The organism is Streptomonospora litoralis (assembly GCF_004323735.1).
Lineage (GTDB): Bacteria > Actinomycetota > Actinomycetes > Streptosporangiales > Streptosporangiaceae > Streptomonospora > Streptomonospora litoralis.
This window is the reverse complement of the sequence record NZ_CP036455.1, coordinates 3712130-3738391: the sequence shown is the minus strand read 5'-3', so window position 1 is coordinate 3738391 and position 26262 is coordinate 3712130. Positions and strand designations below refer to the sequence as shown.

20 protein-coding genes and 1 pseudogene are annotated in these 26262 nt (G+C 73.1%); 14 read left to right on the top strand and 7 right to left on the bottom strand.

Annotation, left to right across the window (positions count from 1 at the left end; genetic code table 11):
- The first annotated feature begins 113 nt into the window (after nt 1-113).
- Nucleotides 114-761 (top strand): SRPBCC family protein, encoded by a 648-nt coding sequence (locus EKD16_RS15725; protein WP_131099082.1) that lies wholly within the window; start codon nt 114-116, stop codon nt 759-761.
- 70 nt (nt 762-831) lie between these two features.
- On the opposite strand, the gene EKD16_RS15720 is transcribed toward EKD16_RS15725, so the two are convergent.
- Together EKD16_RS15720 and EKD16_RS15715 are read right to left on the bottom strand one after the other, a co-directional pair.
- Complete coding sequence (locus EKD16_RS15720; protein ID WP_242677442.1) at nt 832-2763, bottom strand: ABC transporter ATP-binding protein; 1932 nt, start codon at nt 2761-2763, stop codon at nt 832-834.
- Between the two features lie 511 nt (nt 2764-3274).
- A pseudogene (locus tag EKD16_RS15715) lies at nt 3275-5914 on the bottom strand (glycoside hydrolase family 9 protein); the annotation flags it as partial.
- A gap of 880 nt (nt 5915-6794) precedes the next feature.
- Here EKD16_RS15715 and EKD16_RS15710 point away from each other — a divergent pair.
- The 5 genes from EKD16_RS15710 (at nt 6795) to EKD16_RS15690 (ending at nt 11975) form a co-directional block, all read left to right on the top strand.
- On the top strand, nt 6795-8123 hold the full coding sequence (locus tag EKD16_RS15710) for a cytochrome P450 family protein (RefSeq protein ID WP_131099079.1): 1329 nt from the start codon (nt 6795-6797) through the stop codon (nt 8121-8123).
- Nucleotides 8018-9211, top strand: a complete 1194-nt coding sequence (locus EKD16_RS15705; RefSeq protein ID WP_131099078.1) for a cytochrome P450 — start codon at nt 8018-8020, stop codon at nt 9209-9211. Before EKD16_RS15710 ends, EKD16_RS15705 begins: the two co-directional genes overlap by 106 nt.
- A gap of 79 nt (nt 9212-9290) precedes the next feature.
- Nucleotides 9291-9791, top strand: a complete 501-nt coding sequence (locus EKD16_RS15700) for a metallophosphoesterase family protein (protein WP_131099077.1) — start codon at nt 9291-9293, stop codon at nt 9789-9791.
- Nucleotides 9792-10026: 235 nt separating this feature from the next.
- Nucleotides 10027-10533: a VOC family protein gene (locus EKD16_RS15695; RefSeq protein ID WP_131099076.1), complete on the top strand. Its 507-nt coding sequence runs from the start codon at nt 10027-10029 to the stop codon at nt 10531-10533.
- A 179-nt stretch (nt 10534-10712) separates the two neighbouring features.
- A complete protein-coding gene (locus tag EKD16_RS15690) occupies nt 10713-11975 on the top strand; it encodes a cation:proton antiporter domain-containing protein (RefSeq protein ID WP_207391320.1) in 1263 nt (420 codons plus the stop codon).
- Here EKD16_RS15690 and EKD16_RS15685 read toward each other — a convergent pair.
- The gene (locus EKD16_RS15685; protein WP_131099075.1) at nt 11930-12199 is read right to left on the bottom strand and encodes a response regulator transcription factor; all 270 of its coding nucleotides are present in this window, start codon (nt 12197-12199) and stop codon (nt 11930-11932) included. The two genes, EKD16_RS15690 and EKD16_RS15685, sit on opposite strands and share 46 nt — an antisense overlap.
- 1513 nt (nt 12200-13712) lie before the next feature.
- On the opposite strand from EKD16_RS15685, the gene EKD16_RS15680 reads away from it, so the two are divergent.
- The 3 genes from EKD16_RS15680 (at nt 13713) to EKD16_RS15670 (ending at nt 16378) form a co-directional block, all read left to right on the top strand.
- Nucleotides 13713-14117: a hypothetical protein gene (locus EKD16_RS15680; RefSeq protein WP_131099074.1), complete on the top strand. Its 405-nt coding sequence runs from the start codon at nt 13713-13715 to the stop codon at nt 14115-14117.
- 191 nt (nt 14118-14308) lie between these two features.
- Nucleotides 14309-15151: an enoyl-CoA hydratase/isomerase family protein gene (locus tag EKD16_RS15675; RefSeq protein WP_131099073.1), complete on the top strand. Its 843-nt coding sequence runs from the start codon at nt 14309-14311 to the stop codon at nt 15149-15151.
- A 66-nt stretch (nt 15152-15217) separates the two neighbouring features.
- The gene (locus EKD16_RS15670) at nt 15218-16378 is read left to right on the top strand and encodes an amidase family protein (RefSeq protein ID WP_131102616.1); all 1161 of its coding nucleotides are present in this window, start codon (nt 15218-15220) and stop codon (nt 16376-16378) included.
- A 397-nt stretch (nt 16379-16775) separates the two neighbouring features.
- Here the strand turns inward: EKD16_RS15670 and EKD16_RS15665 are convergent, their stop codons facing one another.
- The 4 genes from EKD16_RS15665 to EKD16_RS15650 form a co-directional block, all read right to left on the bottom strand.
- Complete coding sequence (locus tag EKD16_RS15665; RefSeq protein ID WP_131099072.1) at nt 16776-17240, bottom strand: hypothetical protein; 465 nt, start codon at nt 17238-17240, stop codon at nt 16776-16778.
- Between the two features lie 346 nt (nt 17241-17586).
- On the bottom strand, nt 17587-18438 hold the full coding sequence (locus tag EKD16_RS15660) for a fumarylacetoacetate hydrolase family protein (protein ID WP_207391319.1): 852 nt from the start codon (nt 18436-18438) through the stop codon (nt 17587-17589).
- A gap of 173 nt (nt 18439-18611) precedes the next feature.
- Nucleotides 18612-19409 (bottom strand): SDR family oxidoreductase, encoded by a 798-nt coding sequence (locus tag EKD16_RS15655; protein ID WP_131099071.1) that lies wholly within the window; start codon nt 19407-19409, stop codon nt 18612-18614.
- Between the two features lie 97 nt (nt 19410-19506).
- Nucleotides 19507-20676, bottom strand: a complete 1170-nt coding sequence (locus EKD16_RS15650) for a mandelate racemase/muconate lactonizing enzyme family protein (protein ID WP_131099070.1) — start codon at nt 20674-20676, stop codon at nt 19507-19509.
- A gap of 141 nt (nt 20677-20817) precedes the next feature.
- Between EKD16_RS15650 and EKD16_RS15645 the strand changes: the two genes are divergently transcribed.
- The 5 genes from EKD16_RS15645 (at nt 20818) to EKD16_RS15625 (ending at nt 26255) form a co-directional block, all read left to right on the top strand.
- Nucleotides 20818-21516, top strand: a complete 699-nt coding sequence (locus EKD16_RS15645; protein ID WP_131099069.1) for a GntR family transcriptional regulator — start codon at nt 20818-20820, stop codon at nt 21514-21516.
- A gap of 104 nt (nt 21517-21620) precedes the next feature.
- Nucleotides 21621-22676 carry a tripartite tricarboxylate transporter substrate binding protein gene (locus EKD16_RS15640; protein ID WP_131099068.1) on the top strand — a complete coding sequence of 352 codons (1056 nt, stop codon included), beginning with the start codon at nt 21621-21623 and terminating at the stop codon, nt 22674-22676.
- 208 nt (nt 22677-22884) lie between these two features.
- Nucleotides 22885-23466: a tripartite tricarboxylate transporter TctB family protein gene (locus EKD16_RS15635; protein ID WP_131099067.1), complete on the top strand. Its 582-nt coding sequence runs from the start codon at nt 22885-22887 to the stop codon at nt 23464-23466.
- A 9-nt stretch (nt 23467-23475) separates the two neighbouring features.
- On the top strand, nt 23476-25002 hold the full coding sequence (locus EKD16_RS15630) for a tripartite tricarboxylate transporter permease (RefSeq protein ID WP_131099066.1): 1527 nt from the start codon (nt 23476-23478) through the stop codon (nt 25000-25002).
- Nucleotides 24999-26255, top strand: a complete 1257-nt coding sequence (locus tag EKD16_RS15625; RefSeq protein ID WP_131099065.1) for a hypothetical protein — start codon at nt 24999-25001, stop codon at nt 26253-26255. The genes EKD16_RS15630 and EKD16_RS15625 overlap by 4 nt, the downstream gene beginning before the upstream one ends.
- Nucleotides 26256-26262: the final 7 nt, after the last annotated feature.

Here is a 26262-nt window from a genome sequence, read left to right as displayed (position 1 = left end):
GGATCCCCGAACTTCTCGCCGAGGGTGAGTCCACCTCCGGTGCGGTCATCCGGCAGGGGTTGGGGTCGACCGGCGAGCCCGACTGATGCCAGCCGGCTCGTAAGGAGACCACCGTGATCGACGTAGACCACCAGATCAGTACCGTTCGCCGGCGTCTGGGCACGCGCATGCTGGAAACCGGCGAGGCCCGGGTGCTGACAATCGGCCAGACCTACGATGCGTCCGTCCAGGACGTCTGGGACGCGTTGACCAACCCCGAGCGCATTCCGCGCTGGTTCCTGCCGGTATCGGGGGACCTGCGCGAAGGCGGCCATTACCGGTTGGAGGGCAACGCGGGCGGCACCATCGGCAGCTGCGACGCGCCCACCTCCTTCACCGCCAGTTGGGAGTTCGGCGGCCAGGTCAGCTGGATCGAGGTCAGCCTGGCCGCCGAACCCACCGGCACCCGCCTGGAACTGGTGCACATCGCCCACGTCGACGACGACACGTGGGAGCGGTTCGGTCCGGGCGCGGTAGGCGTGGGCTGGGACATGGCGCTGAGCGGGCTGGCCGAGCACCTCGCCACCGGCGAAGCCGCCGACCCTGCGGAAGCCGAGCGGTGGACGGGCTCCGCCGAGGGCCGGCGCTTCGTGGAGCTGAGCAGCGAACGCTGGCGCCAGGCCAGCGTCGAGTTCGGAACCGACGAGGCGGCGGCCCACGGCGCGGCCGAGCGCACCACGGCCTTCTACACCGGCGCGGAGGAGCCGGAGGGGCAGGGCTGAACCCGCCACCCGCCACTGCGCACCGGCCGCCGCTGTGCCCGCGGCCCGGGGCGCCCACCGCCTGCGACGATCAGCTGACGGCTTCGGCGTCTTCGCGTCCGTGCGCGGCGAGGACGCCGCCGTCCGCGTCCGCCGCCCCGTCGCCGGCGGAGTCGGCGAACTGGGTGCGGTAGAGCACCTGATAGCGCCCTCCCGCGGCGAGCAGGTCCTCGTGGCTGCCGCGCTCGACGATTCGGCCGGCCTCCACCACCAGGATCTGGTCCGCGGCGCGCACAGTGGAGAGCCGGTGGGCGATGACCACCGCGGTCCGGTCGGCCAGCGCCTCCGCCAGCGCCTCCTGCACGGCCGCCTCCGAAGTGGAGTCCAGGTGGGCCGTGGCCTCGTCCAGGATCACCACCCGCGGCCGGGCCAGCAGCAGGCGCGCGATGGTCAGCCGCTGGCGCTCCCCGCCGGAGAAGCGGTAGCCGCGCTCGCCGACGACCGTCTCCAGCCCCTGCGGCAGCTCCGCCACGAGCCCGTCCAGCCGGGCGCGGCGCAGCGCGTCCCACAGTTCGGCGTCGTCGGCCTCGGGCCGGGCGAGCAGCAGGTTGGCCCGCACCGTGTCGTGGAAGAGGTGCCCGTCCTGGGTGACCATGCCGAGCGTGGCGCGGATGGAGGCCGACGACAGGTCGCGCACGTCCACACCGCCCAGGCGCACCGCTCCGCCGTCGGCGTCGTAGAGGCGCGGCAGCAGCGAGGCGATCGTGGACTTGCCCGCGCCGGAGGAGCCCACCAGCGCCACGGTCTGGCCGGGTTCGGCGCGGAAGGACACATCGTGCAGCACCGGCTCGCCGCCGCGGGTGTCCAGTGCGGTGATCTCCTCCAGCGAGGCCAGCGACACCTTGTCGGCGCTGGGGTAGGCGAAGGAGACCCGGTCGAACTCCACCCCGACCGCGCCCTCGGGCACCGCGACGGCATCGGGGCGCTCGGCGATCATCGGATCCAGGTCGAGCACTTCGAAGACCCGCTCGAAGCTGACCAGGGCGCTCATGACCTCCACCCGCGCGCCCGCCAATTCGGTCAGCGGCGCGTACAGCCGGGTGAGCAGCAGCGCGAGCGACACCACCGCGCCCGCCTCCAGCGTGCCCCGCAGCGCGAGGAACCCGCCGATCCCGTAGACGAAGGCGAGCGCCAGCGCCGAGACCAGGGTCAGCGCGGTCATGAAGATCGTCTGCACCATCGCGGTGCGCACGCCGATGTCGCGGACCCGCCGTGCTCGCGTCCGGAACTCGGTGGACTCCTGTTCGGGGCGGCCGAACAGCTTGACCAGAGTCGCCCCGCCCGCGGAGAAGCGCTCGGTCATCTGCGTGCCCATCGCCGCGTCGTGGTCGGCGGCCTCCCGCTCCAGCCGGGCCAGCCGGGTGCCCATGCGCCGCGCCGGTAGCACGAACAGCGGCAGCAGCAGTAGCGAGACCAGGGTGATCTGCCAGGAGAGGGCGAACATCGCCACCAGCGTCAGCGCCAGGGTGACGAGGTTGCCCACTACACCCGAGAGGGTGTCGGAGAACGCGCGCTGGGCGCCGATGACGTCGTTGTTCAGGCGGCTGACCAGCGCGCCGGTGCGCGTGCGGGTGAAGAACGCGATGGGCATGCGCTGCACGTGGTCGTAGACGGCCGAGCGCAGGTCCAGGATCAGGCCCTCCCCGATGCGGGCGGAGAACCAGCGCGCGAGCAGGCCCAGGCCGGCCTCGGCCAGTGCGATGGCCGCGATCACCGCGGCGATGGACACCACCGTGCTCAGCGGCGCGGACTCGATGATCGCGTCCACGACGCGACCGGCCAGCAGCGGCGTCGCCACCGCCAGCGCGGCGGTGACGCTGCTGAGTACCACGAACGTCACCAGCGCCCGCCGGTGCGGCCGGGCGAAGCGGCCGATGCGGCGCAGGGTCGCCGCGGAGAACGGGCGGCGGTCGCGCTGGGCGTGGACGGCGTGGTACATCGACGTCCACGCGCTGACTTCCATGCTCACGGTCGATCACCTGGTCTTCTGCGTCGGCGGCTGTCGAGGGCGCCGGAGCGGTCGCGGGCTTCCCCGCTCCAGCGGCACCGCCGACACTAGGACTTCAAGTTAGCTTGAGGTCAACTGGTTTTCGCCGCATGGAGGCGCCCGCAGTGACGCGGCCGTGCTTCTCCGGTGCTCACCGGGCCGACCGTCGCGCTCGTACAGGCCCCCTCCGGGGCCGCATGTGGCCGCGGCCGGGTGCGAGCGGGCGCCCGCCACCGACGGGGCCCGGCACCGTCGCGGCGGTGCGCTTCCGCCGGACGCCGCCACCGCACGGCACGGGCCGCCCCGCTGTCCCGCAGGAGCGGGAGCGGGGCGGCCCGGTTGCGGCGGTGCCTCAGGCAGCCGGTTCGGCGCCCCAGACCGGCTCGCCGTCGACGTAGACGGTGACGTTCGGGTTCTCGGTGAACGAGGCGGCCGATCCGTCGTAGGAGTGGTCGTCGGACTCGTCGAACGCCTGCCAGTTCGACCGGTTCAGCCGGATCTGGATCGGCCCGGTCGAACCGCCCGGTTCGAGCGTTCCGCCGTCGAAGGACAGTTCCAGGTACGTGTCCGCGCCGGGCACCGCGGGTGCGTCGCCGATGGTGCGGGCGATACCGCCGCACCCCAGCTGCGCCCAGTCGCAGTGCGACTCCAGTTCCGCCGCGGAACCGCCGTCGCGGGTGAACCAGTACCGCAGGCTCACCCGGCCCAGGTCGACCGGGGCGTCGCCGGTGTTCTGCACCGCCAGGTGCGCCCGGATCTGGCTGTCCGAGGGGTCGGAGCCGCTCGCCCGGTACAGCGCCGCCAGCGGTCCCGCCTCCGGTTCCGCCGAGGTGGCGGCCGTGACCGGCGCGGAACTCGGCGAGGTGTTGCCGGCCGCGTCGCGGGCGCGCACGGTGAAGGTGTACTCGGTATCGGGCTCCAGCCCGGTGACGGTCGCCTGAGCGCCGTCCACGGTGGCCACCGGCTCGCCGGAGCCGTCGGCCGAGGCGTGCACGGTGTACTCGGCCACGCCGGTGTCGTCGGAGGCGGGCTGCCAGCTCAGCGAGACGCTGCCGGCGGTGGCCGCGTCGGCCGTGAGCCCGCCCGGAGCCGAGGGCGCCTCGGTGTCGGGGGTGCCGTCCCCGTCGCCGTCATCGCCGTCGTCTCCACCGCCGTCCGGGGCCGTGCCCCACACGCGTTCTCCGGCGTCGTAGAGCACGATGTTCTCGGCCCGAGCCAGTTCCTCGCCGACGCCCTGGTAGGACCAGTCGTTCGAGGGGTCCCAGTGCTCGCCGCCGGCGATGCGGAACTGCACCTCGCGGCGCCACTCGGACTGACCGCCCGGGTAGATCTCCTGGCCGGTGCAGTCGATCTCGACGTAGTACAGATCGCCTTCGGCCTGCCGGGCGCCGCCCGGGTCGGCGCACTGGTTGTAGGCGGAGGTCACCTCGATCGCGGCCGGGTCGACCCCCTCGTCGAGGGTGAACCAGTACCGGAACGTGCCCTCGTCGAGCATGCGGGCCGGGTACCCCGACTTGTTCCGGATCATCGCCTTGATCTCGGTGAACGTCGTGCCGGGCTGGTTGAGCGCGGCCTCGACGTAGATCTCGGGTCCTTCCGGTTCCTCGGGGACGGGGAAGTCGGCCAGCGGGGTACCGCCGTAGTCGGCGACGAGCGCGGCCAGGGCGCTGGAGAATCCCGCGTTGTAGTCCGTGGCGACCTCGTTGGCGACGTAGTCCTGCCGGTCGTCGGTGTAGGCGTCGTCGGGGGAGTCCGGGCCGCCCACGAGCGCGCCGTAGAGGACGTGGCGGTTGTCCTCGGGCGCGGTGATGTCGTCCAGCCACGAGCCGTGCGCCGTCCGGTGGTGCGGATTGACGGGCGGGTCGGCACCGAAGCCGACGACGTAGCTGGAGTCGCGCGGGTTGTCGCCGAGCGCGTAGTCGATCTGGCGCACGCCGAAGTCGTGGTAGCGCTGCTTTCGGGTGCCCTGGTCCAGCCAGTCCGAGTAGGCCAGTGCGACGAACGCGGTGTTCGCCGCGTAGCGCAGCGACCCCCAGGTGTCGAGCACGGCCTGACCGCCTGGGGATGTCGGCACCCGGTCGCCGTTCACGCCGACGGTCCAGTAGTCCAGCCACCGGTTGGCGTCGTCGATGTAGCGCTGCTTCCCGGTCTCCATCGCCAGCAGGGCGTAGACGCCGTAGGACTTGTCGTCCCAGGCGATGGTCCAGCGGTAGCTCCGGGTGTCGGTCTGCGGCTCGGTGGACAGATTGTCGTACTCGGTCTCGGCCTTGTCCAGGTAGGATTCGTCGCCTGTAGCGCGGTAGAGCCAGTAGGCGCCCCAGACGATCTCGTCCTGGTAGCCGGAGTGGGAGTCGTAGAAGCTCCCGGCGGGTACGCAGTCGGAGTAGTCGCCGCGGTGGGTGTCGGCGAAGTCGTAGAGCTGCTCGGCGTGGCGCACCAGCGTGGCGGCGTAGTCCGGATCGTCCTCGGCGAAGACCAGAGAGGACGCCGCCATGGCGGCGGCGGTCTCCCCGGCCACCTCGGTGCCGGGGCAGGAGGGGTCGACCTTGTAGGCCGGACGCTCCATCGGCATGACCTCGGCCGGGCCCCACCACTTGTGGTCGGCGTCGCCGTCGCCGACCTGGGCGTAGAGCACGTTCGGCTCCGGATGCGCCTTGATGAAGTAGTCGTTGACCCAGCGCAGGTTGTCTTTGAGGTAGCGCATCTGGCCGGATGACGTGTAGCCGCCGGGGTTCTCCACGGCGCCCCAGGCCAGCATGGTGGTGGTGAAGGCCATGGGCAGCCCGAACTTGACGTGGTCGCCCGCGTCGTACCAGCCGCCGGTGAGGTCCAGGCCCACGTCGGAGCCGTCCTGCAGGGCGGAGTCGCCGCGCCAGCTGACGCGATTGTCCTCGGGCAGTTCGCCGGAGCGCTGGGCCTCGTAGAAGAACATCGACTTCTGCAGCGCCTCGGCGTAGTTGAAGTCCGGAGCGGCGTCGGCCGTTCCGGTGGCAGTCGGCGACGCCAGCAGGCCGGCGGCCAGCGCGGCGCAGGCGGCCGCCGCGGTCACCCGCCGGCGGGCGGCCGAGCGTCGCCGCGGCGGAGGTGTGGGCGGGGAAGAAGCGTAGGGGGATGGGGGATGTGGCATGTGCGGCCTTTCTCCGGCACCGGTCAGCGGCCTCGCACGCATCGTCCCGGCAACGACCCCCGGCTATGGGAGCGCTCCCATAGCATCGGGATCACCGGGCCGACACGCTATGTATGTTGCGTCGGGCCTAGGGCGCCCGTCAATGCCCGACTGTGGGCGCAGGCGCGGCGCGCCGCCGGGTACGAGGGTCGAAGCCGCCGTCGCCGCGCGGTGCACGTGTCGGTGCGGAGGCCGCGCCGGCCGCGGGTGGCGCCGATGCAGTGACGGGGCTTCCCCAAGCGGGGCGGAACCGGGCGAAGTGGCCGCGTTCGCCGCGGAATTGCGAGGTCAGAGGCCGTTCCTCGGCTATGTTGAAAACGGATTTCGCGGCACCGGAATTCCGATCCGCTAGGCGCGGTTCCGTACCCGAAAGGTGAATCCCGTTCGGTGTTACTTCGCCTCGCAGGGAGAAATCGCTGCGCATGGCTTCGGCTGATCCGGTAGGGCGGAACCGCTCCGACGCGGGGCTTAACGCTCCACGTCGGCCGTTTTCTCGATTCGTTTCCACGCCACTCCGCGAGGCGCCGGTGCCGGAATTTCACCGGTGGTGCCCGAGGGAGCGCTGCGGTATGGTCGCCTTCGCGGAGGCGGCGCCGGAAAACGCGGCGATTTTCCGAGTACGTATTCGCCTGGATTTGCCTGTTCTGGAGTCCGATGTCCTGCTCGACCGGCGGCACGAGCGCCGACGCGCCGAGTGCCGGCACCCCCGCCGATGCGGTGCGGCTGCGACCCGTTTGCACCGGAACCGTGCCCTTCCCCGCTTGATCGCGCAGCCCCGCTCCGCGTACTCCCGACCATGCGCCGCCCGTACCCGTCCCCTCGACCCGAAGCGATACTCGCCATGACACAACCACGGCAGTTCCCGGCAGCCCCCCTGCGGCTCGACGACCCCCACGCGTTCAGCGACCCCGCAAGCCTCTGGGACCGGCTGCTGGCGGAGTACCCCCGCGGGCTGGCGCCGGTCTACCTGGAGGAGGGGGTCTCCGGCTGGCTCATGCTCACCCCCGAAGTGCACCGCACCGTCCTGAACACCCCCGACGTCTTCGCCGGGGAGGTCCGTCACTGGCGCGACTTCAACAACGGGCGCATTCCGGCGACCTCGCCGCTGCGCGCGATCTACACACCGCGGCGCAACATCTGGAGCGTCGACGGGCCCGAGCACGAGCGCTACCGGCGGGCGCTGGTGGCCTCCCTGACCACGATGTCCGAGCGCTACGTCGTCGGCGAGATCGGCGCGGTCGCCGACCGCATCGTCGACTCCTTCTGCGCAGACGGCGCCGTGGACCTCGTGGCCCGCTACAGCGGGATCCTGCCTCTGCTCGTACTGTGCAGGCTCTTCGGCATGGAAGAGGACGAAGGGCTGGCCGTGTGCACGGCCATGCAGCGGGTGTGGAACTACGACGAGGACGCCGCCCACGCCCACGCACAGGTCCAGCGGTACATGGACGACCTGATCGCGCGGCGCCGCGAGCGGGCGGGCCAGGACCTCGTCTCCGCGCTGATCGGACACGGCCTCGACGACGAGGAGGTCCGCGACAACCTGACCTTCCTCATCGCCGCCGCCCACGAGCCCGTCGCCCAGGCCATCGCCCAGACGATCCGGCTCCTGCTGGTCCGGCGCAACCGCTACCTGCAGATCAACTCCGTGCGCACGATCCGCGAGACCATCAACGCCTCGCTGTGGGAAGCTCCGCCGCTGCACACCCTCATCGGGCGCTTCACCACCCGCGAGGTGGAGTTGGGCGGCTTCCGCCTGGCCGCCGGCGACTGCCTCGTGCTCGGCTTCGGCCCGGCCCAGCACGCTATGCGGCGCGATCCGCGCCTGGACCTGGAGACCAACCGCTCCTACCTGATCTTCGGCCTCGGCGAGCACGGCTGCCCCGAACGGGGCCGCGATTTGGCCCTGACCATGGCGGAGAAGGCCGTGCAGCGCCTCGACCAGCGCCTACCGGACATGGCTCTGGCCGACGACACCGCCGACGACGCGCCGGCGGCCGTGATCGCCGGCGTCCATTCGCTGCGCGTCCGCTACACCCCCGCCGACCCCCTACAGCAAGGAGCCCTGTGGAAACCGCAATCCGCATCGACGCCGACGACCTCGACCGCGACGCCACCGCACGGGCGCTCAACGCTGCTGGGCCGGTTGTTCGGGTGGATCTGGAGGGACTGAGCGTCCTGGCCGTCACGCGCGACCGCGAACTGCGCACCGTCCTCGCCGACCGCGGGGAGACCTATGTCCGCGGCAGGGCCGACGAGAACTGGCGGGCGCTGCGCGACGGCGAAGTCGAGGTGTCCGACTCGCTGCTGACCCTGCTGACCGGCGTGCAGAGCCTGCTGGCCAAGAACGGCGCCGACCACAGCCGCTCTCGGCGCCCGTTGCAGACCCACTTCACCCGGCGGCGGGTGGAGGCGCTGCGCCCGCGCGTCGAGGAGCTGACCGACGAACTGCTCTCGGCCCTGGAGGGCCGCGACCGCGTCGACGTCAAGGCCGAAGTCACCTGGCCGCTGACCGTGGGCGTGCTGGTCGGCCTGCTCGGCGTCGACGACGAGGACGCCCCGCTCCTGGGCGGCATCGCGCGCCGCCTGTTCGAGCTGAGCGACGGCGACGTCTACGCCGACGCCTACGCCTTCATCGCCAGGCTGATCGCCCGCAAGCGCGCCGCTCCCGGCGACGACTTGACCAGCGCACTGGTCACCGCCCACGGCGAGGACCGCCTCTCGGACGAAGAGCTGAGCGGGAACCTGTTCCTGCTCATCATCGCCGGATTCGAGACGACCATGGGCGCGGCCGCCAATGCCGTCCGGGCCCTGCTGGCCCACCCCGACCAGCTGGCCCGGGTCACCGGGGGGACCGTGGGCTGGAGCCAGGCGGTCGAGGAGGTGTTGCGGCGCTACACCTCGGTGAGTGTCCTTCCGGCCGTCTACACCACCCGGGAGACCGAGCTCGGCGGGGTCACCGTCCCTGCGGGCGAGATGCTGCTGCTGGCCTATGCGGCGGCCGGGCTCGACCAGCGGACCTGGGATGAGGCGGAGGCCTTCGACGTCGGGCGCGAGACGCGCGGACACCTCGCCTTCGGGCACGGCCCGCACCTGTGCCTGGGGGCGCCGCTGGCCCGCCTGGAGCTGGAGGTCCTGCTGCGGCGCCTGTTCGAGCGTTTTCCCGACCTCGCGCTCGACGAGCCTTCGGCGGCCGCCGCTCCGGTGCGGAGCTGGATGATGCACCACCCGCGGCACGTGTGGGTGCGGCCCCGGGGGTGACCGCCTCTCCGCGCCCGCGGGGTGCGGGTGCCGGGTGCTGCGTGCGCGGCCCCGGCACCTGCGCCTAAGCTGGGCGCACATGCGGCTGCTGATCATCTCCGACACGCACATCCCCCGCCGGGCACGGGAGCTGCCCGCCGAGGTCTGTGACCAGGCGGCGCAGGCCGACGTGGTGATCCACGCCGGGGACTGGGTCGACCTGGCCTCGCTGGAGGACCTGCAGGCGCGGGCGCGCCGGGTGGTGGGGGTCTACGGCAACAACGACGGTCCCGGACTGCGCGCCCGGCTGCCCGAGGTGGCACGGGTCGAGTTGGAAGGGCTGCGCCTGGCCGTCGTGCACGAGACCGGCCAGGCCAAGGGCCGGGAGAAGCGGTGCGCCGCACGCTTCTCCGACGCCGACGTGCTGGTGTTCGGACACTCCCACATTCCCTGGGACAGCACGACCGAAATCGGGCTGCGGCTGCTCAACCCCGGCTCGCCCACCGACCGCCGCCGCCAACCCCACCACACCTACATGACCGCCACCGCCGCCGACGGCCGCCTCGGCGGCGTCCGGCTGCACCGCCTCGGCATCGACTGATCCGTGCGCGGGCCGGTGGGCTCGGGCGGTCGTGGTCGGCACTTCCTGCCGCGGGGTAGGGGGAGAGCGGGGGTGCCCCCGCGGAGCGGGCCGGGAAGGCGCGCAGAGAGAATCCCGCGCGCGGCGATGACTTCCGGGCGCGTGGCCGGTCTACCCGATCGAGCACCGCGGTGCCGTCGGCGGTGCCTCCAGACAGCGGACCCGAGCAGGGGCCGCGCGGCAGAGGGAGCAGCAAATGCAGAAGATCATGACGCACCTGTGGTTCGACACCCAGGCGGAGGAGGCCGCGCGCTTCTACACCTCCATCTTCGCCGACTCGCGCATCGTCGAGGTCGTCGACCTCGGCAAGGCGGCGCCCGACCCCGACGTGTCGGTGCAGACCGTGACCTTCGAGCTGGCGGGGCAGCGCTACATCGCCCTCAACGCCGGTCCCGAGTTCACGTTCAGCGAGGCGATCTCGCTCTACGTCGACTGCGCCGACCAGGAGGAGGTCGACTACTACTGGGCGAGGCTGCTGGAGGGCGGCGGCGTGGAGAGCCAGTGCGGCTGGCTCAAGGACCGCTACGGCCTTTCCTGGCAGATCGTGCCGCGCCGGCTGAGCGAGCTGATGCAGGACCCCGACCCCGCCCGGGCGAAGCGGGCCATGGAGGCGATGTTCACGATGCGCAAGATCGAGGTCCCCGTACTCGAAGCCGCCGCGGACGGGACCGCCGAGTCCGGCAGGGCCGACGCCCTCGGCTGAGGTCCCGCCCCGCTGCACCCGCCGGGGTCGTGGCGCCTGCGCGTCGATTGGCCGCGGGGACTCCGGGGTAGGCGCCCGCCTCGACAGCGCGGGCGCGCCGGTCGGGCGACCGGCGCGCCCGCAGACGTGGCAGACGAGGACGCACAGGGGCGCTCTCCGCGCCTTGAGAGGTGCAGACATTGATCGAGCTGGTCCTGGCCTTCGCCGTGGTGCTGTTCCTGGCGGTGCTGGTCTCGGGTATCGCGCACCGGACGGTGCTGTCCACCGCCGTGGTGTTCCTGGTCGCCGGGTTCGTGCTAGGGGAGGGGGTCCTGGGGCTGGTGCCGCTGTCGGGCGGGACCCACTCGGTACGGCTGCTCGCCGAGGGCGCGCTGTTCGCGGTGCTGTTCACCGACGGCATGCGGCTGGACATCAAGGACCTGCGTGCCCACTGGCGGCTGCCCGCCCGCGCCCTCGGGCTGGGTATGCCCATCACCTTCGCGCTGATCGCCCTGCTGGCGCGCTACCTGGTCGGCCTCGACTGGCCGGAGGCACTGCTGATCGCCGCCGTGCTCTCGCCGACCGACCCGGTCTTCGCCGCCGCGCTGGTCGCACGCGAACGGGTGCCTTACCGCGTCCGCCACCTGCTCAACGTCGAGTCGGGGCTGAACGACGGGCTGGCGCTGCCGGTGGTGGTCGTGCTGCTGTCCCTGGCGGCGGATCAGCCGCCGCACCCGGCGCTGCTCGCGGGCGAACTGGGGCTGGGCGTGGCCGTCGGCGTCGGCGTCGCCCTGCTCGGGATCGGACTGGAGCGCCTGCCGTGGCTGAGCGCGACCACCCGCTACGAGCCGCTGGGCGCGTTCGCGATCGGGCTGATCATCCTGGCGCTGTGCCTGCTCACCCACGCCAACATGTTCCTCGCCGCCTTCACCGCGGGGGTGACCATCGCGACGGCGAGCCCGGAGATGCGCGCGGCGTTCGACCGGTTCGGGGAGTCGATCGCCGAACTGCTCAAGCTCGCCGCGCTCCTGGCGTTCGGCGCGCTGATGTCGCCGTCCTTCCTCGCCGAGATCCCACTGGCCGGGTGGGTCTTCGCGCTTCTGGTGCTGCTGGTCGCCCGCCCGGCCGCAATGCTGCTCGCCCTGCTCGGTTCGGGCATGGGCCGGCGGGAGACGACCGCGGTGGCCTGGTTCGGCCCCAAGGGGTTCGCCTCGGTCGTCTACGGCCTGCTGGTGCTGGAGTCCGACCTGAGCCGCAGCGACGAGCTGTTCCACCTGGCGGCTCTGGCCATCGTGATCTCGATTCTGGCGCACTCCTCCACCGACGTCCTCGTCGCCCGCAGATTTTCGCCCGTGGACTCCCGGGAGTGGGCTCCCGCAGGCTCGGGAGCGGCGCCGCCCCCCGCCTCCGACGCCGGTCACGACGGCTCCGCGCCGCCGGGCGAGACCAGGCCCGATTCGTAATCGAGGATCACCAGCTGCGATCGGTCGCGCGCGCCGAGCTTGTGCAGCAGCCGACTGACATAGGTGCGCGCGGTTGCGGTGCTCAGGTGCAGACTGACCCCGATCTCGGCGTTGGCCTCACCCACCGCCACCCGGGCGAGCACCTCCACCTCGCGTTCGGTCAGCCCCTCCAGCAACTCCGGCCGCGTCCGCGCGCCGGCCGCCAGTGACGCCTCCGCGCTCATGCCGCTCAGCCTAGTGGCGCTTCGCCGAGCTCCGCGGCGCCAGCGGGGAGGGGCACCAACGGGGTCGGGCGCGCGGTTGTCGGATCGGGTGCCCGCCGGTGGCGCGTGCGGCGGCGGGGCGGCGTTGGGCTCGGCGCGGCTTGGCCCGTCTATCGCGAACTTATGGTCGCAGGAAAGCGTGTTCCGCGGTCATAAGTTCGCGATCATCGCCGGATGGACCGGCATAGGGGACATACCGGCGCCGGTGGGCCGGCTGGGTGTCGCCGTGTTCCGGCCGGGCCCGCGCAGCCAGGAGGGCCGCGTGGTGTGGCGCGGTCGCGGGGTGCTCACACGTCCCGGGGGTGCGCCGGATCGGGGGCCGGGGGCGACGACGCGTCGCTGGTTGCGTCCGGGCGCGGCCGCCGAGGGCTCAACCGCCCGAAGGGGCGAGCTTTTGGGGGCCTGCCCGTTTTGCGGGCGGCCTCGGCGGGCGCAGCGGCCACGAGGTGCACGAAAAGTCGACGCCGGGGGCGTTTTCGCGCCATTCGGCGCGCCTCGTGCGCCCTCGCCGCAGCAGCGCGGAGGCAGACCCACCGAGAAATCGGGCATTCGTGGGCAAAACACCCCGCTTTGTTTCGAATAGCGGAATAGAGGTGCGAGGACGGCACCTCGGGGCGGCACCCAGGCTGATGCCGCCGCACCTACGTGCATCTCGTGGCCCCGACCCGGCCGCATGACCGCGGGCCCGGCCCCGCCGGCGTCGTCGCCGCCCCCGCCGGGTGCTCAACCGGCGAGCACCGGGACCGGTGAGCGCGGGCCCGGCCTACTGCCGCCGTTGCCGCCGCTCTTTCCCAGGTCGCCTGCTTCCCGGCAGGTCGGCAAGGCCGCCCAGCGGACCCGAGCCGCCCTCGTCGGCCGCTGCCACCGGCGAGCACCCGAACCGATGGGCGCGGAGCCGGCCCACCGGCGCCCTCGCCGCCGCCGTTCCCCGTCAGACCTCCCGCCGCTCGGCAGACCACAAGGCCGCCCAGCGGACCTGGGCGGCTCTCGTCGGGTGCTCAACCGGCGGGCATCCGATCCGGTGACCGCGGGTCCGACCGTCCGCAGTCCTCGCCTCTGCTCGTCGGGTGGGCCCCGGCGAGCACACGACCCGATGACCGCGGAACCGGCCCACCGGTGCCCTCGCCGCCGCCGTTCCCCGTCAGGCCGCCCGCCGCTCGGCAGACCACAAGGCCGCCCAGCGGACCCGGGCCGCTCTCGTCGGGTGCCCAACCGGCGAGCACCGGGGCCGGTGGCCGCCGGCCCCGCCCCGCCGCCGCTCTCCAGTGAAGACCACGCCACCCGGCAGACCGACAAGATCGCACAGCCGCCCCGTCCAGTCCGCCGCCCCGCGGAGCGTGCCGGCTCCGGTCACCGAGGCCGGGCGCAGTGCCGGGTGTCGCCTGCCGACGTATCCGGGAGTCGCCCCGAGTCGGCCGCAGCAGAGAGCGCAGGCCGATTCGCCGGGAACCCGGCCGTTTCTAGCGTCGTGCCCATGGACATCAGGAGACTGCAGTGGCCGCTCGTGCTGGGGCTGGGGGCCCTCGCGCTGGTTCGGCCGCTGCTCAACATCGTCACCGACCAGGTGGAGGGCGTCGACGTGGCCGCCCCCGTTCTCGCGACCGTCGCGGTCTCGCTGGTGTGGATCGCCGTCGTGGGACTGTTCCGCGTCGACCAGCCGGTGCTGACGCTAGTCTGCGCGGGTCTGGCCTACGCGGTGCTGGCGATGCTGCTCAGCGGTTTACTGTCGGTGGCGCTCGACGGGGAGTTGCAGGGTCCGCTCGCCAGCCCGATCGCGATCGTGCCGGTTCTGCTGACCAATGCCGTATGGGGCGCGCTGGCGGGACTGCTCGCGCTGCTGCTCCAGCGGTTGCGCGGAGGGGCCCGCCGGAAGCGGTGAGGCGCGGCGGCCTCGGCGCCGCGTGCGTCCATCCGCCGTCCGCGGTGCGCTGACGGCCTCCCTCGGCGCGCAAACGCCGCCCTGGCTGTCCGCGGCGGAAGCCCCTCGGGCGAGAATGCCCTGCAGACCGGCGGGCGGCAGGAGCGGCCGTCGGGCGCAGTGGGAGGCGTGAGCCGAAGGGGAGGCAGCACATGAGCGACGACACGGCGGCGGAGGCGGCATCGGCGCAGGAGTCGGGGACCGGCGCGGGGGCGGGCGGCGGTGAACCGGAACTCCTGGTGGAGTCCCGGGGCGGGGTGCTGTCGGTGACGTTCAACCGGCCCGCCCGGCTCAACGCCATGACCTGGGCGATGTACGACGGTCTGGCCGAGGCGTGCGAACGGGCCGACGCCGACGACGGCATCCGTGTCCTGCTGCTCACCGGCGCAGGGGACGCCGCCTTCGTGGCCGGGACCGACATCGGCCAGTTCGCCGGGTTCACCGACGGCGCCGACGGCGTCGCCTACGAGCAGCGCATGGGCGCCGTCGTCGAGCGCCTCGCCGCGGTGCAGGTGCCCACGATCGCGGCCGTGCGCGGATACTGCGTCGGTGGCGGCCTGGTCATCGCCGCCGTCTGCGACCTGCGCGTCGCCGCGCCTTCGGCTCGCTTCGGCGTGCCCATCGCCCGCACCCTGGGCAACTGCCTGGCGATGCCCACCCACGCGCTGCTGGTGGACCACCTGGGCCCGGCCCGGGCGCTGGACATGCTGCTGAGCGCGCGGCTGCTCACCGCCGAGGAAGCCCACACCGCGGGGTTCGTCACCCGGATCGCCGCCGAGGAGGACCTCGACACCGAAGCCGCGCAGCTGGCCGCGACGCTCACGGAGCACGCCCCGTTGAGCATGTGGGCGGCCAAGGAGTCGGTGCGCCGGCTGCGCCGTGCCAACCTCCCCGAGGACCGCGACATCATCGAGCGGGCCTACGGCAGCGAGGACTTCCGCAACGCCGTCGCCGCGTTCGCCGAGAAGCGCCCTCCGACGTGGCGGGGGAAGTAGGCTCCCGTCGCCGTGCCCGCCCGAAGGACCGGATCGGCGGTGGGGCAGAATGCCGCTGTGCACAGTATGGGCGGGGGCTTCGCGGGGGAAGTGGCGGCGCGGGTCGTGCGCGGGGAGACGACCGCGGGCGCGGCGGTCGAGGGGGCTCTGGAGGCGGTCCGGCGGCTGGACGTCGAAATCAACGCCTTCACCGAGGTCTGGGCGGAGTGGGCACGCGAGCGGGCCGCCGCCGTCGACGCCCGCGTGGCGCGCGGCGCCGATCTGCCGCTGGCCGGAGTGCCCATCGGCGTGAAGGCCACCGAAGGCGCCGCCTCCGACCAGGCGCGGCGGCTGATGGCCGCGGGTGCGGTGCCGGTGGGCGCGACGGCGGTGCCGGGCCCGGGAACGCCGTGGCGGACCTGGGGTGCGACCGACCGGGGACCGACCGCCAACCCGCGGCGGCGCGGCGTCAGCCCCGGCGGTTCCTCCGCCGGCTCCGGAGCCGCTGTGGCGGCCGGTATGGTGCCGCTGGCCACCGGCAGCGACGGCGCCGGTTCGACCCGGATCCCCGCCGCGTGGTGCGGCGTGATCGGGTACAAGCCGACGACCGGCCTGCTTCCCGCACGCGATTCCGCCGGTCTGGCCGTCGGCGGCCCCATCGTTCGCTGTGTCGCCGACGTCGCTCTGTACCGCCGCGTGGTGCTGGGGGAACACGAGCACGACGGTGGCGATTCGGCCGCCGCAGGCCCGGCGCCGCCCCGGCGAGTGGCGTGGTCGGCGGATCTGGGGTTCAACAGCGTCGACCCCGGCGTCGAGCGCACGGCGGGCGCCGCCCTGTACACGTGGGCGCAGCGCGCCGGGTTCGCGGTGGAGGAGGCGGGCCTCGACCTCGCCGACCCCGGAGCGCGGTGGCACTCGCGGCGCGCCCGGTCGGGAGAGGCACCTTCGCCCGGGGCCGCGGCGGCCGAGCGCCGCGACGAGGCGCGCCTGGCGGAGTCCCTCGCCGCCGCCGATCTGCTGGCGACACCAGCGACACCCAACCCCCCGCACGGCCCCGAGGGGCCGGGTGAGGCGATGTCCGTCGGCCTGACCTGGCTGTTCAACCTGACCGGCCATCCCGCCATCACCGTGCCCGCGGGCCTGCTGCCGGACGGCTGCCCGGTGGGGCTCCAACTGGTCGCCGCCCACGGCGCCGACGGAGCCCTCCTACGCGCGGCCGCCGACTACGAGCGTCGCGTCCTGGCGTGATCCCGCCGGGTCCGCGGTGCGGCGCAACGCCGACCGGTGGGACCCGCCCGGGCGCCCCCACTGTCGGAGGTCGGCCCGAGCAAGCCCCGCTTCCACTGGGGGCGGCCGCCCTGTAAAGCATTCGTGTGGGGGCGCGTCCGCGGTACGCGTCCCGCCACACTGGCCCCAGGGCAACGGGTAGCACCCTGCGGGTTGGGAATTCGGCTACCCATCGGCATCCGTTCGAAAACAGTCCGAACGTCGATGTGAGCGGGGCGGCCAGGCACCGGGGCGGACCCCGCCGTGCGTCCAAGCCTGGCCGTACTCGACGGCGGATGGTCCGCTCATGCCCGGAGGAGCCTCCTTCCAGGCCACGGCACCGGGGTGGTCGCCAAAGGCCGCCTGCGGCGGGCAGTGCCTACTGCGCCCGCGCCGGCAGGGCGCGGGACAGCAGCCAGGCCGCCGCTCCGCTCGCCGCACCTACCAGGACGCCGGTGACGACGCTGCTGAGGAACGCGGCGGCGCGCAGCACCCCGCTCTCCACTGCCGGTGGCAGCGCGCCGGCGAGGTTGCCGCCCAGCGCGGGCGGCTCACCTGCGAAGCTCTGCGCCCACAGCAGTTGGTGCACTCCGCCCAGCAGCACACCGTAGACCGCGCCCACCGCGAGCAGGGCGAGCAGTGGGCGCGGCACCCGCATCAGCACCACGGCGGCGATCCACACGACGACCGGCGCGAACACCAGCACCGAATTCAGCGCCGGCCCCACCAGGTCCAGATCGTGGGCGATCGCGCGGGGCGCCCCCAGCGCGGCCAGGCCGACGATCCCCCACCAGGGCAGCCCCAGCCGCCGCACTCCGCCTTTCGCGCCGCCTCGGCTCTCCATCGTCCGTGCCGTCCCTTCGCGTGCTGATTCCGGTGTCCCGCACGGCCTCCGGGAGGCGGAAGTGCGGGAAGCCGCTTCACACGATGAGACGTTAGGGCCACGCCGTGGGCGGCGGCGTCCGACTCGGCGCCGCACCCGGCCTACATCCCGCGATGTATGCGAGCGGGTCCGGCTGCGCCGCCGGGATCGACGACGAGGCCCCGGCGCAATGGGCGCGCGGTACGCTCCTGCCGCCGCGTCTCTGCGCGGCCCGACCGGCCGGGGCGGCGGCCGCACAGTCGGCCTGTGCCGCCTGCCCCGGCCGGTGACCGGTCGCGGCCGGACGCCCACGGGTCCCCGGCGCCTGTCAGCTCCCCTGCACGACCGGGTTGGCGAGTTCGCCGACTCCGGGGATGCGGCAGCCCGCGACGTCGCCCGGTCGGATGTGCACGGCGCCCGGCGTGCCCGTGGAGATGATGTCGCCCGGGAACAGCGGCATCACCCGGCTGTGGAAGCCGACCAGGAACGCGGGCGAGTAGCGCATGTGCGCGACGGTGTTCACCCGGTGGTCCGCGCCGTTGATCAGGGTCGCCACGGTCAGCTCGTCGATGGAGCCCGCGCCCGCCAGCGCCTCCGACATGGGCACGATGGCCGGGCCGAAGGCGAAGAACCCGGGGAAGTTCTTGCTGCGGGTGAGGAAGCGCGGATTGCGGGCCAGGATGTCCTCGGCCGTCTGGTCCAGGACCGTGCACACGCCCCACACGTGGTCGAGCGCGTCCTCGTCGGCGGCTTGGCGGCACTCGCGGCCGATGACCAGGCCCAGTTCGGCTTCGGCGGTCACCCGCTCGCTCTGCGCGGGCAGCGGGATCGGTTCGCCCGGCGCGATGATCGTGTGGTCGCCCTTCATGAAGGACGCGGGCTCGTCGGGGACCGCTTCGGTGAGGTCCGAGGCGTGCTCGACGTAGTTCAGGCCGATGCCCCAGATTTTGCGCGGCCGCGTGTAGGGGGCGGCGAACGCGGTTTCGCCGACCGGAGCGAACACCGAGTCGGGGGCCGAGCGGACGGCGGCCACGAAGTCCGGTTCGGCGATGCGCTCGATCACCTCCAGCACGGTGGCGGGCGCGCCGGGAAGCACGTCGGCCGCCGGGGCGAGGCCGCGCTTCTCGTCGACGACGACCGGCGTCTCGCCGCCGGGGGTGCGTGCGGTGGCCAGGTACATGATCCTCCTAGGGTCGAGCGGCCCGCGAGGGCGGACCGGGGGAGCCGGCGGCGATGGCGAGCCGGCGCGGGGGTGGCTGTCGTGGCGGTGCTCCGGCCGGCGCCCCTCTGCCGGGGGCGCCGGCCGGAGCACCCGGTGCGGGTGGCCCCGGATGGCCGGTCGGCGGACCGGGGTCAGGGCAGGGTGGGCACGAGGCCGCCGTCTACCAGCAGGCTCTGCCCGGTGACGTAGCTCGCGCGCTCCTCGGCGAGGAAGCCGACCATCGCCCCCAGTTCCTCGGGGCGGCCGTAGCGGCCCGCCGGGATGGCCGACTCCGAGGCCCTGCGGACCTCCTCGGCGGCGGTGCCCTGGCGCTCGGCCTTGCGTGCGTCCAGGGTCTGCACCCGCTCGGTGTCGATCCGGCCCGGCGAGACCATGTTGACGGTGATGCCCTCCGGCGCCAGGTCCACGGCCAGCGACTTCACCAGCCCCGTGAGGGCCGGGCGGAAGACGTTGGACAGCACCAGTCCGCCGATGGGGCGCCGGACGCTGGAGGAGCCGATGATCACGATGCGGCCGAAGCCGCCCTCGCGCATGGCCGGGACGGCCGCGCGGATCGCGGTGACCGCGCTGCGCAGCGTGAGCGCGTAGGCGGTGTCCCAGTCCTCCATGCCGACGTCGGCGAAGTCGCCGGGCGGCGGACCTCCGGCGTTGACGACGAGCGTGTCGAGCCTGCCGTAGTGCGCGACGGCGCCTTCCACCAGCCGCTCGACGTCCTCGGCCGCCGAGACGTCGGCGCGTTCACCGGTGACCGCCTCGGCCCCGGCGACCTCGCCCAGTTCGGCCACCGCCTCCTCCAGACGTGCGCCGTCGCGGCCGCAGACGGTCACCCGGTATCCGCCGCGCAGCAGTTCGGCCGCGGCGGCCTGCCCCAGGCCGCGTGTCCCAGCCATGACGACCGCCGACCGGCGCGGTGCGTTGTCCTCTGCCATCGTGCTCCTTTCGGTGAACATGAACTCGGCTGATCGGTGAGCCGGCGCCCGGCTGCGCCACGCAGCCCGTGTTCGGGTGCGGGGCGCGGCGCGCGGTTCAGGCCGCGGACGCGGTGGCCGCCGAGCCGGGGACGGTGTAGCGCTCCAGCGCATCGGGGTCGAAGCCGAAGCCCAGCCCCGGTGTCTGCGGCAGCACCAGCTCGCCGTCGCGCACCTCCAGCTGGGTGTCGACCAGCCGGCGGAAATTGAGCACCCGGTCGTCGGGGAAGAACTCGACGTAGGTGCAGTTCGGGGTGGCGGCCACCAGGTGCGCGTGCAGGTCGTGGAACCAGTGCGGGGCCACCGGGACGCCGTGGCTCGCGGCCGTCGCCGCGATCCTGCGGAACTCGGTGATCCCGCCGCAGACGGCGGCGTCGGTCTGCAGGACGGCCGCCGCCTCCTTCTCCAGCAGCTCCTTGTGCCGCCAGCGCCCCGCCTCGATCTCGCCCGTGGCCACCGGTACCGGCGTGGCGCGGGCCAGTCGGGCGTGGTTGTCGACGTCGTCGGGGCTGAAGGGCTCCTCGATCCAGAACGGGTCGTAGGGCGCCAGGCGCTCCATGGTGCGCAGCGCCCCCGGCAGGTCCGACCAGGCGTTGTTGGCGTCGAGCATCAGCAGCACGTCGCCGCCCACGGCCGAGCGCGCCGCCGCGACCCGGGCCTCCTCCTCGGCGGGGGAGAACCGGCCGGTCTTCATCTTGACGGCGCGGAACCCGCTCTCGACGTAGGCGGCCAGTTCCGCGCCGAGGTCCTCGGGAGTCTTGTCCTGCAGGTAGTAGCCGCCGCTGGCGTAGGCGGGCACGGTCTCGGCGCGGTAGCCGCCGAGCATGCGGTGCAGGGGCAGCCCCACAGCACGGGCGTTGCGGTCCCACAGGGCGATGTCGAGCGCGCTGATCGCCCGCATGACCGAGCCGGTGCGGCCGTGCAGCAGCGCCTCCTGGTACATCTCCTGCCAGATCCGCTCGACCAGGAACGGGTCGCGCCCCAGCAGCACCCCGGCGAGCAGTTCGGTGACGGCGGTGCGCACCACTTCGCCCCCGCTGCTGCCCGCGTAGCAGAATCCGTGCCCGGTGACGCCGTCGTCACCGGTGACGGTGACGAGCACGTAGTCCCGGGCGGTGACGCGACGGGTGGCGAACGCCGTCGCCTGCTCCAGCGGCACCCGCGCCACCTGCGCCTCGACGGCCGCGACCGCAACCGCCCGCGGGCCGCCCGTCCCCTCGTCCGACATCTGCCATCACTCCGAATCCCCTGGTAACGGCCGGTCCCGGGGCCGGAGCGGCGAGCGCCCCGGTGCTCCCGATCACCGGTTTGGAATTTGGTATTCCAAATCCCCTTGTTGCGGTCCGAGACGCAATGTACCGTGCGTCACATGGACGCGCTAGCCCCCATGCGTGCTCACGGGCCGCTGAAGACCTCGCGGATGAGCGAGACCGCTTACGAGGCGATCGAGGGCGCCATCGTGCGCTGCGAACTGCCACCGGGCACCCCGTTGGTGGACCGCCAGCTCTCCGAGGCGCTGGGTGTGAGCCGCACACCCATCCGCGACGCCATGCAGAGCCTGGAGTCCGCGGGCCTCGCCGTGCGCGTGCGGGGGCGGTACTCCGTCGCCGGGTTCGACGTGGACGACGTCCGCGAGCTGTACCAGGTGCGCCGGCTGCTGGAGCCGGCCGGCCTGGAGAACCTGGCCCAGACCTGGGACGAGGAGATCGTCGGCGAGCTCGCCGGTTTCTTCGAGGAGGCGCCGCGGCCGGGCCCTCCCGGGCCCTACGAGGAGTACCTCGTGCGCGACCACGCATTCCACAAGCGCATCGTCTCGCTCACCGGGAACTCGCGGCTGAAGCGCTTCTACGCCGTCAACGAGAAGCAGATCCACCGCATCCGGCACTATCTGGCGCCCGGCTACGAGGGCCGGATGACCGAGGTCGTCAGCGAGCACACGGACGTCTGCGAGGCGATCGGAAGAAAGGACCTGACTGCGGCCCGCACCGCGCTCATCGGTCACCTCGAAGCCGGTGAGGCCACCATGATCAAGTTCCTCGCGCAGCAGCAGGAGTCGACCGAGGGCTGAGCCCTCCGCGACCGGGGGCGGCCCCCACCCCCCGCTGCACGCGCCGCCTTTCACCACGGCTCCTCAGGAGAGGTATGCCAAATTCCAAGGAGGCGAGATTCGGCGTGCCCGAAAAGCCAACGCCACCACCACGACCACCCGCGATCGACCGCAGGAACTTCCTGCGCGCGGGCGGACTCGGCCTGGCCGGCGCCGCAGCCGGGGGCCTGCTCAGCGGCTGCGGAGCGGCAAGCGGCGGTGGGGGCGGATACCCGCAGCGGCCGATCCAGGTCGTCATCGCCTATGCGGCGGGCGGCGGCACCGACGTAGGCGCCCGGATCCTGCAGCCCTTCCTGGAGGAGCGGCTCGGCGGCGAGATCCAGATCGTCAACCGCCCCGGCGGCGGAGGATGGGCAGGCTGGAACGAGATCGTGCGGGCCGACCCCGACGGCTACACCCTCGGCTTCGTCAACTCACCGAACTTCATGACCGGCTACCTCGACCCGCGCCTGGGCCGGGAGGAGGTCGGCCCCGACTCCTTCACCTACATCGCCAATCAGGTGACCGACTACGGCGCCATCGCCATCCACCCCGAGGACGAGCGGTTCGGCGACATCGGAGAGCTCATGGCCCACGCGAAGGACAACGAGCTGATCGTCACCTCCACGGGAGTGGGCAGCGACGACCACTACGCCTCGCTGCGCCTCAGCGACAGGTACCGGACGCGGTTCAGCGTCCTGCACAACGAGGGCTCCGCCGACGGGATCTCCGACCTGCTCGGCCGCAACGTCGACGTCGTCTTCGCCAACGTCGGCGAACTCACCTCGCACCACGAGTCCGGCGAGGTCAAGGTCGTGGCGGTGATGAAGAACAGCCCGGAACGCTCCGAGTACCTGCCCGACGTGCCGACCCTGGCCGAGGCCGGCTTCCCCGGCGTCGAGTCGTGGTCCTCGCGCGGGATCGCCGGTCCGGCCGGCCTCGATCCGGGCCTGGTGGACACGCTCAGCACCGCCTGCCGCAAGGCCATCACCGACCCCGAGCACACCGCGGAGCTCGGCAAGCAGGGGCTGGAGGTCGACTACCGGGCCCCCGAGGCCTACCGGAAGATGATCGCCCAGGACGACGAGACCACCCGCCGCATCGGCAGGAAGTACATCTGGGGCCCCCAGGTCTCCGTTTAGCCGGGTTCGGCGGCCGCGAAACCGCCGGGTGCGAGCCGCGTGACCGCGGGCGCCGCCCCGAGGCGGCGCCTCCGCGCCCGCACCGCCCGCACCGCCCGTCCCGCACACCCATTACCAGGCGGCCTGCCGTCCCCGTGTCCGCAGCGTCCGCGCAGCCCGCCGCATCCCGGCCCGCAGCCACGGGGCCGGTGTGAGGAGCAGACCGACCATGTCCAGTTCGACCCCATCGCCGACCCGAGCGCGCACAGGGCGCTCGCCGTCGCCCGACCTGATCCTCGGCCTGGCGCTGATAGCCGTTTCGCTCGGCTTCCTGGCCTACACGCTGGGGCTATCCGCCCAGGCGGCCGCCTGGCCGCGCGGTGTCCTCGCACTGCTGCTGGTGCTGGCCGTCGCGATCACGGTGCGCGCCCTCCGCTCGCCCGCCGTCCCCGGGGCGGCCGCGACCGCCGGCACCGAACCGGGCACCGGCACCGCCTCGGACACCGACGGCTCCGCCCCCGCCCCGGAGACCGCCACCACCGGTTCGGCCCGCGGCGACGGCGAGTGGAGCCGCCGTGTGCTGCGCGGCCCCGCCCTGACCCTGCTGGTCGTCGTCGCCTACATCGCGCTGCTCCAGGTGATCGGCTTCCTGCCCGCGACCGCGCTGTACCTGCTGGGCCACCTGTGGTTCGGCGGAGTGCGCGACTGGCGCATCCTCGCCGGTGTCGTGGTCGGCGTCGTCGCATTCGTCCAGCTGCTGTTCGTCTACCAGCTCAGCGTGCCGCTCCCGGCCGGGCTGCTGTTCGAGTAGGGGGCACCTATGGATACCGCACTGCTCGCCGAAGCGCTGGCCAACCTGCTGACGCCGGCCGTTCTGCTCGCCGTCGCCGCCGGAGTCGTCGGCGGCATCCTCATCGGCGCCCTGCCCGGACTCAGCGGGACGATGGGCATCGCGCTGCTGGTGCCGGTCACCTTCAGCATGGACCCCGTGGCCGGCATCGCGATGCTCACCGCCATCTACGCCGCCGCCACCTACGGCGGTTCCCTCTCGGCCATTCTGATCAACACCCCGGGCACGCCCGCCGGTGCGGCCACCGCATTGGACGGGTACCAGCTCACCCTGCAGGGCAAGGGAGCCAAGGCGCTCGGCGTCTCCGCGCTGGCCTCCATGACCGGCGGCATCGTCAGCGCGTTCGCGCTGCTGCTGCTCGCGCCGCCGCTGGCCGAGGTCTCACTCGCGTTCTCGGCTCCCGAGTACTTCCTGATCGCGCTGTTCGGGCTGCTGATCATCGGCAGCCTGTCCGCGGGCTCGCTGCTCAAGGGATTCACGGCCGGCGCGCTGGGCCTGCTCGCGGCCACCATCGGCATCGACATCCTCACCGGCTACCCGCGCTTCACGTTCGGTACGACCGCCCTGCAGTCGGGCGTCGAACTGGTGCCCGCGCTGATCGGCCTGTTCTCGCTCTCCCAGGTGCTGGTACTGGCCGAGGGGCGCGGCGCGGCCCCCGAAGGCATGGCAGAAGGCCTGCGCGGGCGGGCGATGCCCACGCTGGCCGAGCTGCGGCGGATCGCCGCCACCATCCTGCGCTCCTCGGGCATCGGCGTCTTCGTCGGCCTCCTGCCCGGCGCCGGGGGCGACGTCGGCTCCTGGGTCGGTTACAACGAGGCCAAGCGCTTCGCCCGCGGGGCGGAGAAGCAGGAGTTCGGCAAGGGGTCCATCAAGGGCGTGGCCGCCGCCGAGTGCGCCAACAACGCCGTCACCGGCGGAGCCCTGATCCCGCTGCTGACCCTGGGGATCCCCGGCGGGTCGGCCACCGCGGTCATCCTCGGCGGGCTGCTCATCCACGGGCTGCAGCCCGGCGGCCAGCTGTTCGCCGAGTCCGGCGGCATCACCTACGCGATCATCCTCGGCTTCCTGCTGGCCAACCTGCTGATGGGGGTCATCGCGATCCTCGGCGCCCGCTACTTCGTGCGTGCCACCCGCGTGCCGATCGGCGTGCTCGTCCCGGTCATCGTGGCGCTGTGCGTCGTGGGCAGCTTCTCGGTCAACAACAGCATGGCCGACGTGTGGGTGATGCTGGCGGCCGGCGGAATCGGCTACCTGCTGCGCAAGGTCGGAGTGCCCCCGGCACCGATCGTGCTGGGCCTCATCCTCGGCGCCATCGCCGAGAAGGGATTGCGCCAGTCGGTCGTCATGGCCCAGGGCGACATGCTCGGCTACTACCTGTCCCGGCCGCTTTCGGTCGTGCTCATGGCACTCATCGCGCTCTCGCTGCTGGCGCCGCTGCTGGCCCGCCGGCTGCGCCGGCGGATCCCCGAGAGCGAGCGGGAGCGGGTCGGCGCATGAGGTCGGTACCCCTCAACCGCATCCGGCGCAGCCTGCCTTCGGCGGCCCTGCCCGACCCCGAAGAGCGGGCCCGCGCCGAGGTGGCGGACCTGCTGGAGCGCCGAGCCGTACCGGCCGGGGCGCGGGTGGCCTTCACCGCGGGCAGCCGCGGCATCGGCGGGGTCGTCGGCGTGCTGCGCGGCGCGGTGCGCGCGGCCGCCGACCGCGGCTGCCGCCCCTTCCTGTTCGCGGCGATGGGCAGCCACGGCGGCGGCACCCCGGCCGGCCAGCGCGACGTGCTCGACAGCCTCGGCATCACCGAGGAGGCGCTGGGCGCACCCGTCGTCTGCTCGGACCGGGTGGCCGACCTGGGCGAAACCGGCGACCCGCTGCCGGGGCTGCCGGTGTACTTCGCGGAGGAGGCCGCCACGGCCGACGCCGTCGTAGCGGTGAACCGGATCAAACCGCACACCTCCTTCCACGGGCCGCACGAGAGCGGCCTGTTGAAGATGCTCTCGGTGGGTGCGGGCCGGGCGCGCGGCGCGGCCATGGTGCACCGGCTCGGCTGGGCGAGCATGGTCGACGCGATCGCCGCGATCAGCTCCGCGGTCATGGCACGCGTTCCGTTGATCGGCGGCCTCGGCCTGGTCCAGGACCCCTACGAGGGTCTGGCGGCGATCGAGGCGCTGGACGCCGGCCGCATGGCGGAGGGCGAGGCGCGCCTGCTGGAGAGCGCCCGCCGCCTGCTGCCGCGGCTGCCCGTCGACGACCTCGACGCCCTCGTGGTGCGCGAGATGGGCAAGTCCTACAGCGGCTGCGGCATGGACACCAACGTGATCGGGCGGCTGCGGCTGGAAGGCATGGCCGAGCCCGAGCGCCCCCGCATCCGCTGCCTGGCGGTACTCGACCTGGCCGAAGACTCCCACGGCAACGCCACCGGGATGGGCCTGGCCGACTTCACCACCGAGCGCCTGGCCCGGGCCGTCGACCGCGGCGCCACCTACCTCAACTGCCTGACCAGCGGCGGTCCGCAGCGCGCCGCGGTGCCGATGACCTATCCCGACGACGCGGCCGTGCTGGCGGCCATGGGCGACATGCTCCGGCCCGAGCGCGAGGCCGACGTGCGTCTCGCCGTCATCGACAACACCCTCGCGCTCGACGAAATGTGGGTCTCCGACCCGGTGCTGGCCGAGGTCGCCGAAAACGAGGAGGCCGAGGTCACCGAGCGCACCCCCGAACTGCGGTTCGACTCCGGGGGGAGGCTGCTGCCGTGACACCGGC

What these genes read in the sequence shown, in the direction of transcription:
- EKD16_RS15720 (WP_242677442.1), bottom strand. Translation starts at nt 2,763, where the DNA reads ATGGAAGTCAGCGCGTGGACGTCGATGTACCACGCCGTCCACGCCCAG.
- EKD16_RS15710 (WP_131099079.1), top strand. Translation starts at nt 6,795, where the DNA reads ATGACACAACCACGGCAGTTCCCGGCAGCCCCCCTGCGGCTCGACGAC.
- EKD16_RS15700 (WP_131099077.1), top strand. Translation starts at nt 9,291, where the DNA reads ATGCGGCTGCTGATCATCTCCGACACGCACATCCCCCGCCGGGCACGG.
- EKD16_RS15695 (WP_131099076.1), top strand. Translation starts at nt 10,027, where the DNA reads ATGCAGAAGATCATGACGCACCTGTGGTTCGACACCCAGGCGGAGGAG.
- EKD16_RS15685 (WP_131099075.1), bottom strand. Translation starts at nt 12,199, where the DNA reads ATGAGCGCGGAGGCGTCACTGGCGGCCGGCGCGCGGACGCGGCCGGAG.
- EKD16_RS15680 (WP_131099074.1), top strand. Translation starts at nt 13,713, where the DNA reads ATGGACATCAGGAGACTGCAGTGGCCGCTCGTGCTGGGGCTGGGGGCC.
- EKD16_RS15675 (WP_131099073.1), top strand. Translation starts at nt 14,309, where the DNA reads ATGAGCGACGACACGGCGGCGGAGGCGGCATCGGCGCAGGAGTCGGGG.
- EKD16_RS15670 (WP_131102616.1), top strand. Translation starts at nt 15,218, where the DNA reads ATGGGCGGGGGCTTCGCGGGGGAAGTGGCGGCGCGGGTCGTGCGCGGG.
- EKD16_RS15665 (WP_131099072.1), bottom strand. Translation starts at nt 17,240, where the DNA reads ATGGAGAGCCGAGGCGGCGCGAAAGGCGGAGTGCGGCGGCTGGGGCTG.
- EKD16_RS15660 (WP_207391319.1), bottom strand. Translation starts at nt 18,438, where the DNA reads ATGTACCTGGCCACCGCACGCACCCCCGGCGGCGAGACGCCGGTCGTC.
- EKD16_RS15655 (WP_131099071.1), bottom strand. Translation starts at nt 19,409, where the DNA reads ATGGCAGAGGACAACGCACCGCGCCGGTCGGCGGTCGTCATGGCTGGG.
- EKD16_RS15650 (WP_131099070.1), bottom strand. Translation starts at nt 20,676, where the DNA reads ATGTCGGACGAGGGGACGGGCGGCCCGCGGGCGGTTGCGGTCGCGGCC.
- EKD16_RS15645 (WP_131099069.1), top strand. Translation starts at nt 20,818, where the DNA reads ATGGACGCGCTAGCCCCCATGCGTGCTCACGGGCCGCTGAAGACCTCG.
- EKD16_RS15635 (WP_131099067.1), top strand. Translation starts at nt 22,885, where the DNA reads ATGTCCAGTTCGACCCCATCGCCGACCCGAGCGCGCACAGGGCGCTCG.
- EKD16_RS15630 (WP_131099066.1), top strand. Translation starts at nt 23,476, where the DNA reads ATGGATACCGCACTGCTCGCCGAAGCGCTGGCCAACCTGCTGACGCCG.
- EKD16_RS15625 (WP_131099065.1), top strand. Translation starts at nt 24,999, where the DNA reads ATGAGGTCGGTACCCCTCAACCGCATCCGGCGCAGCCTGCCTTCGGCG.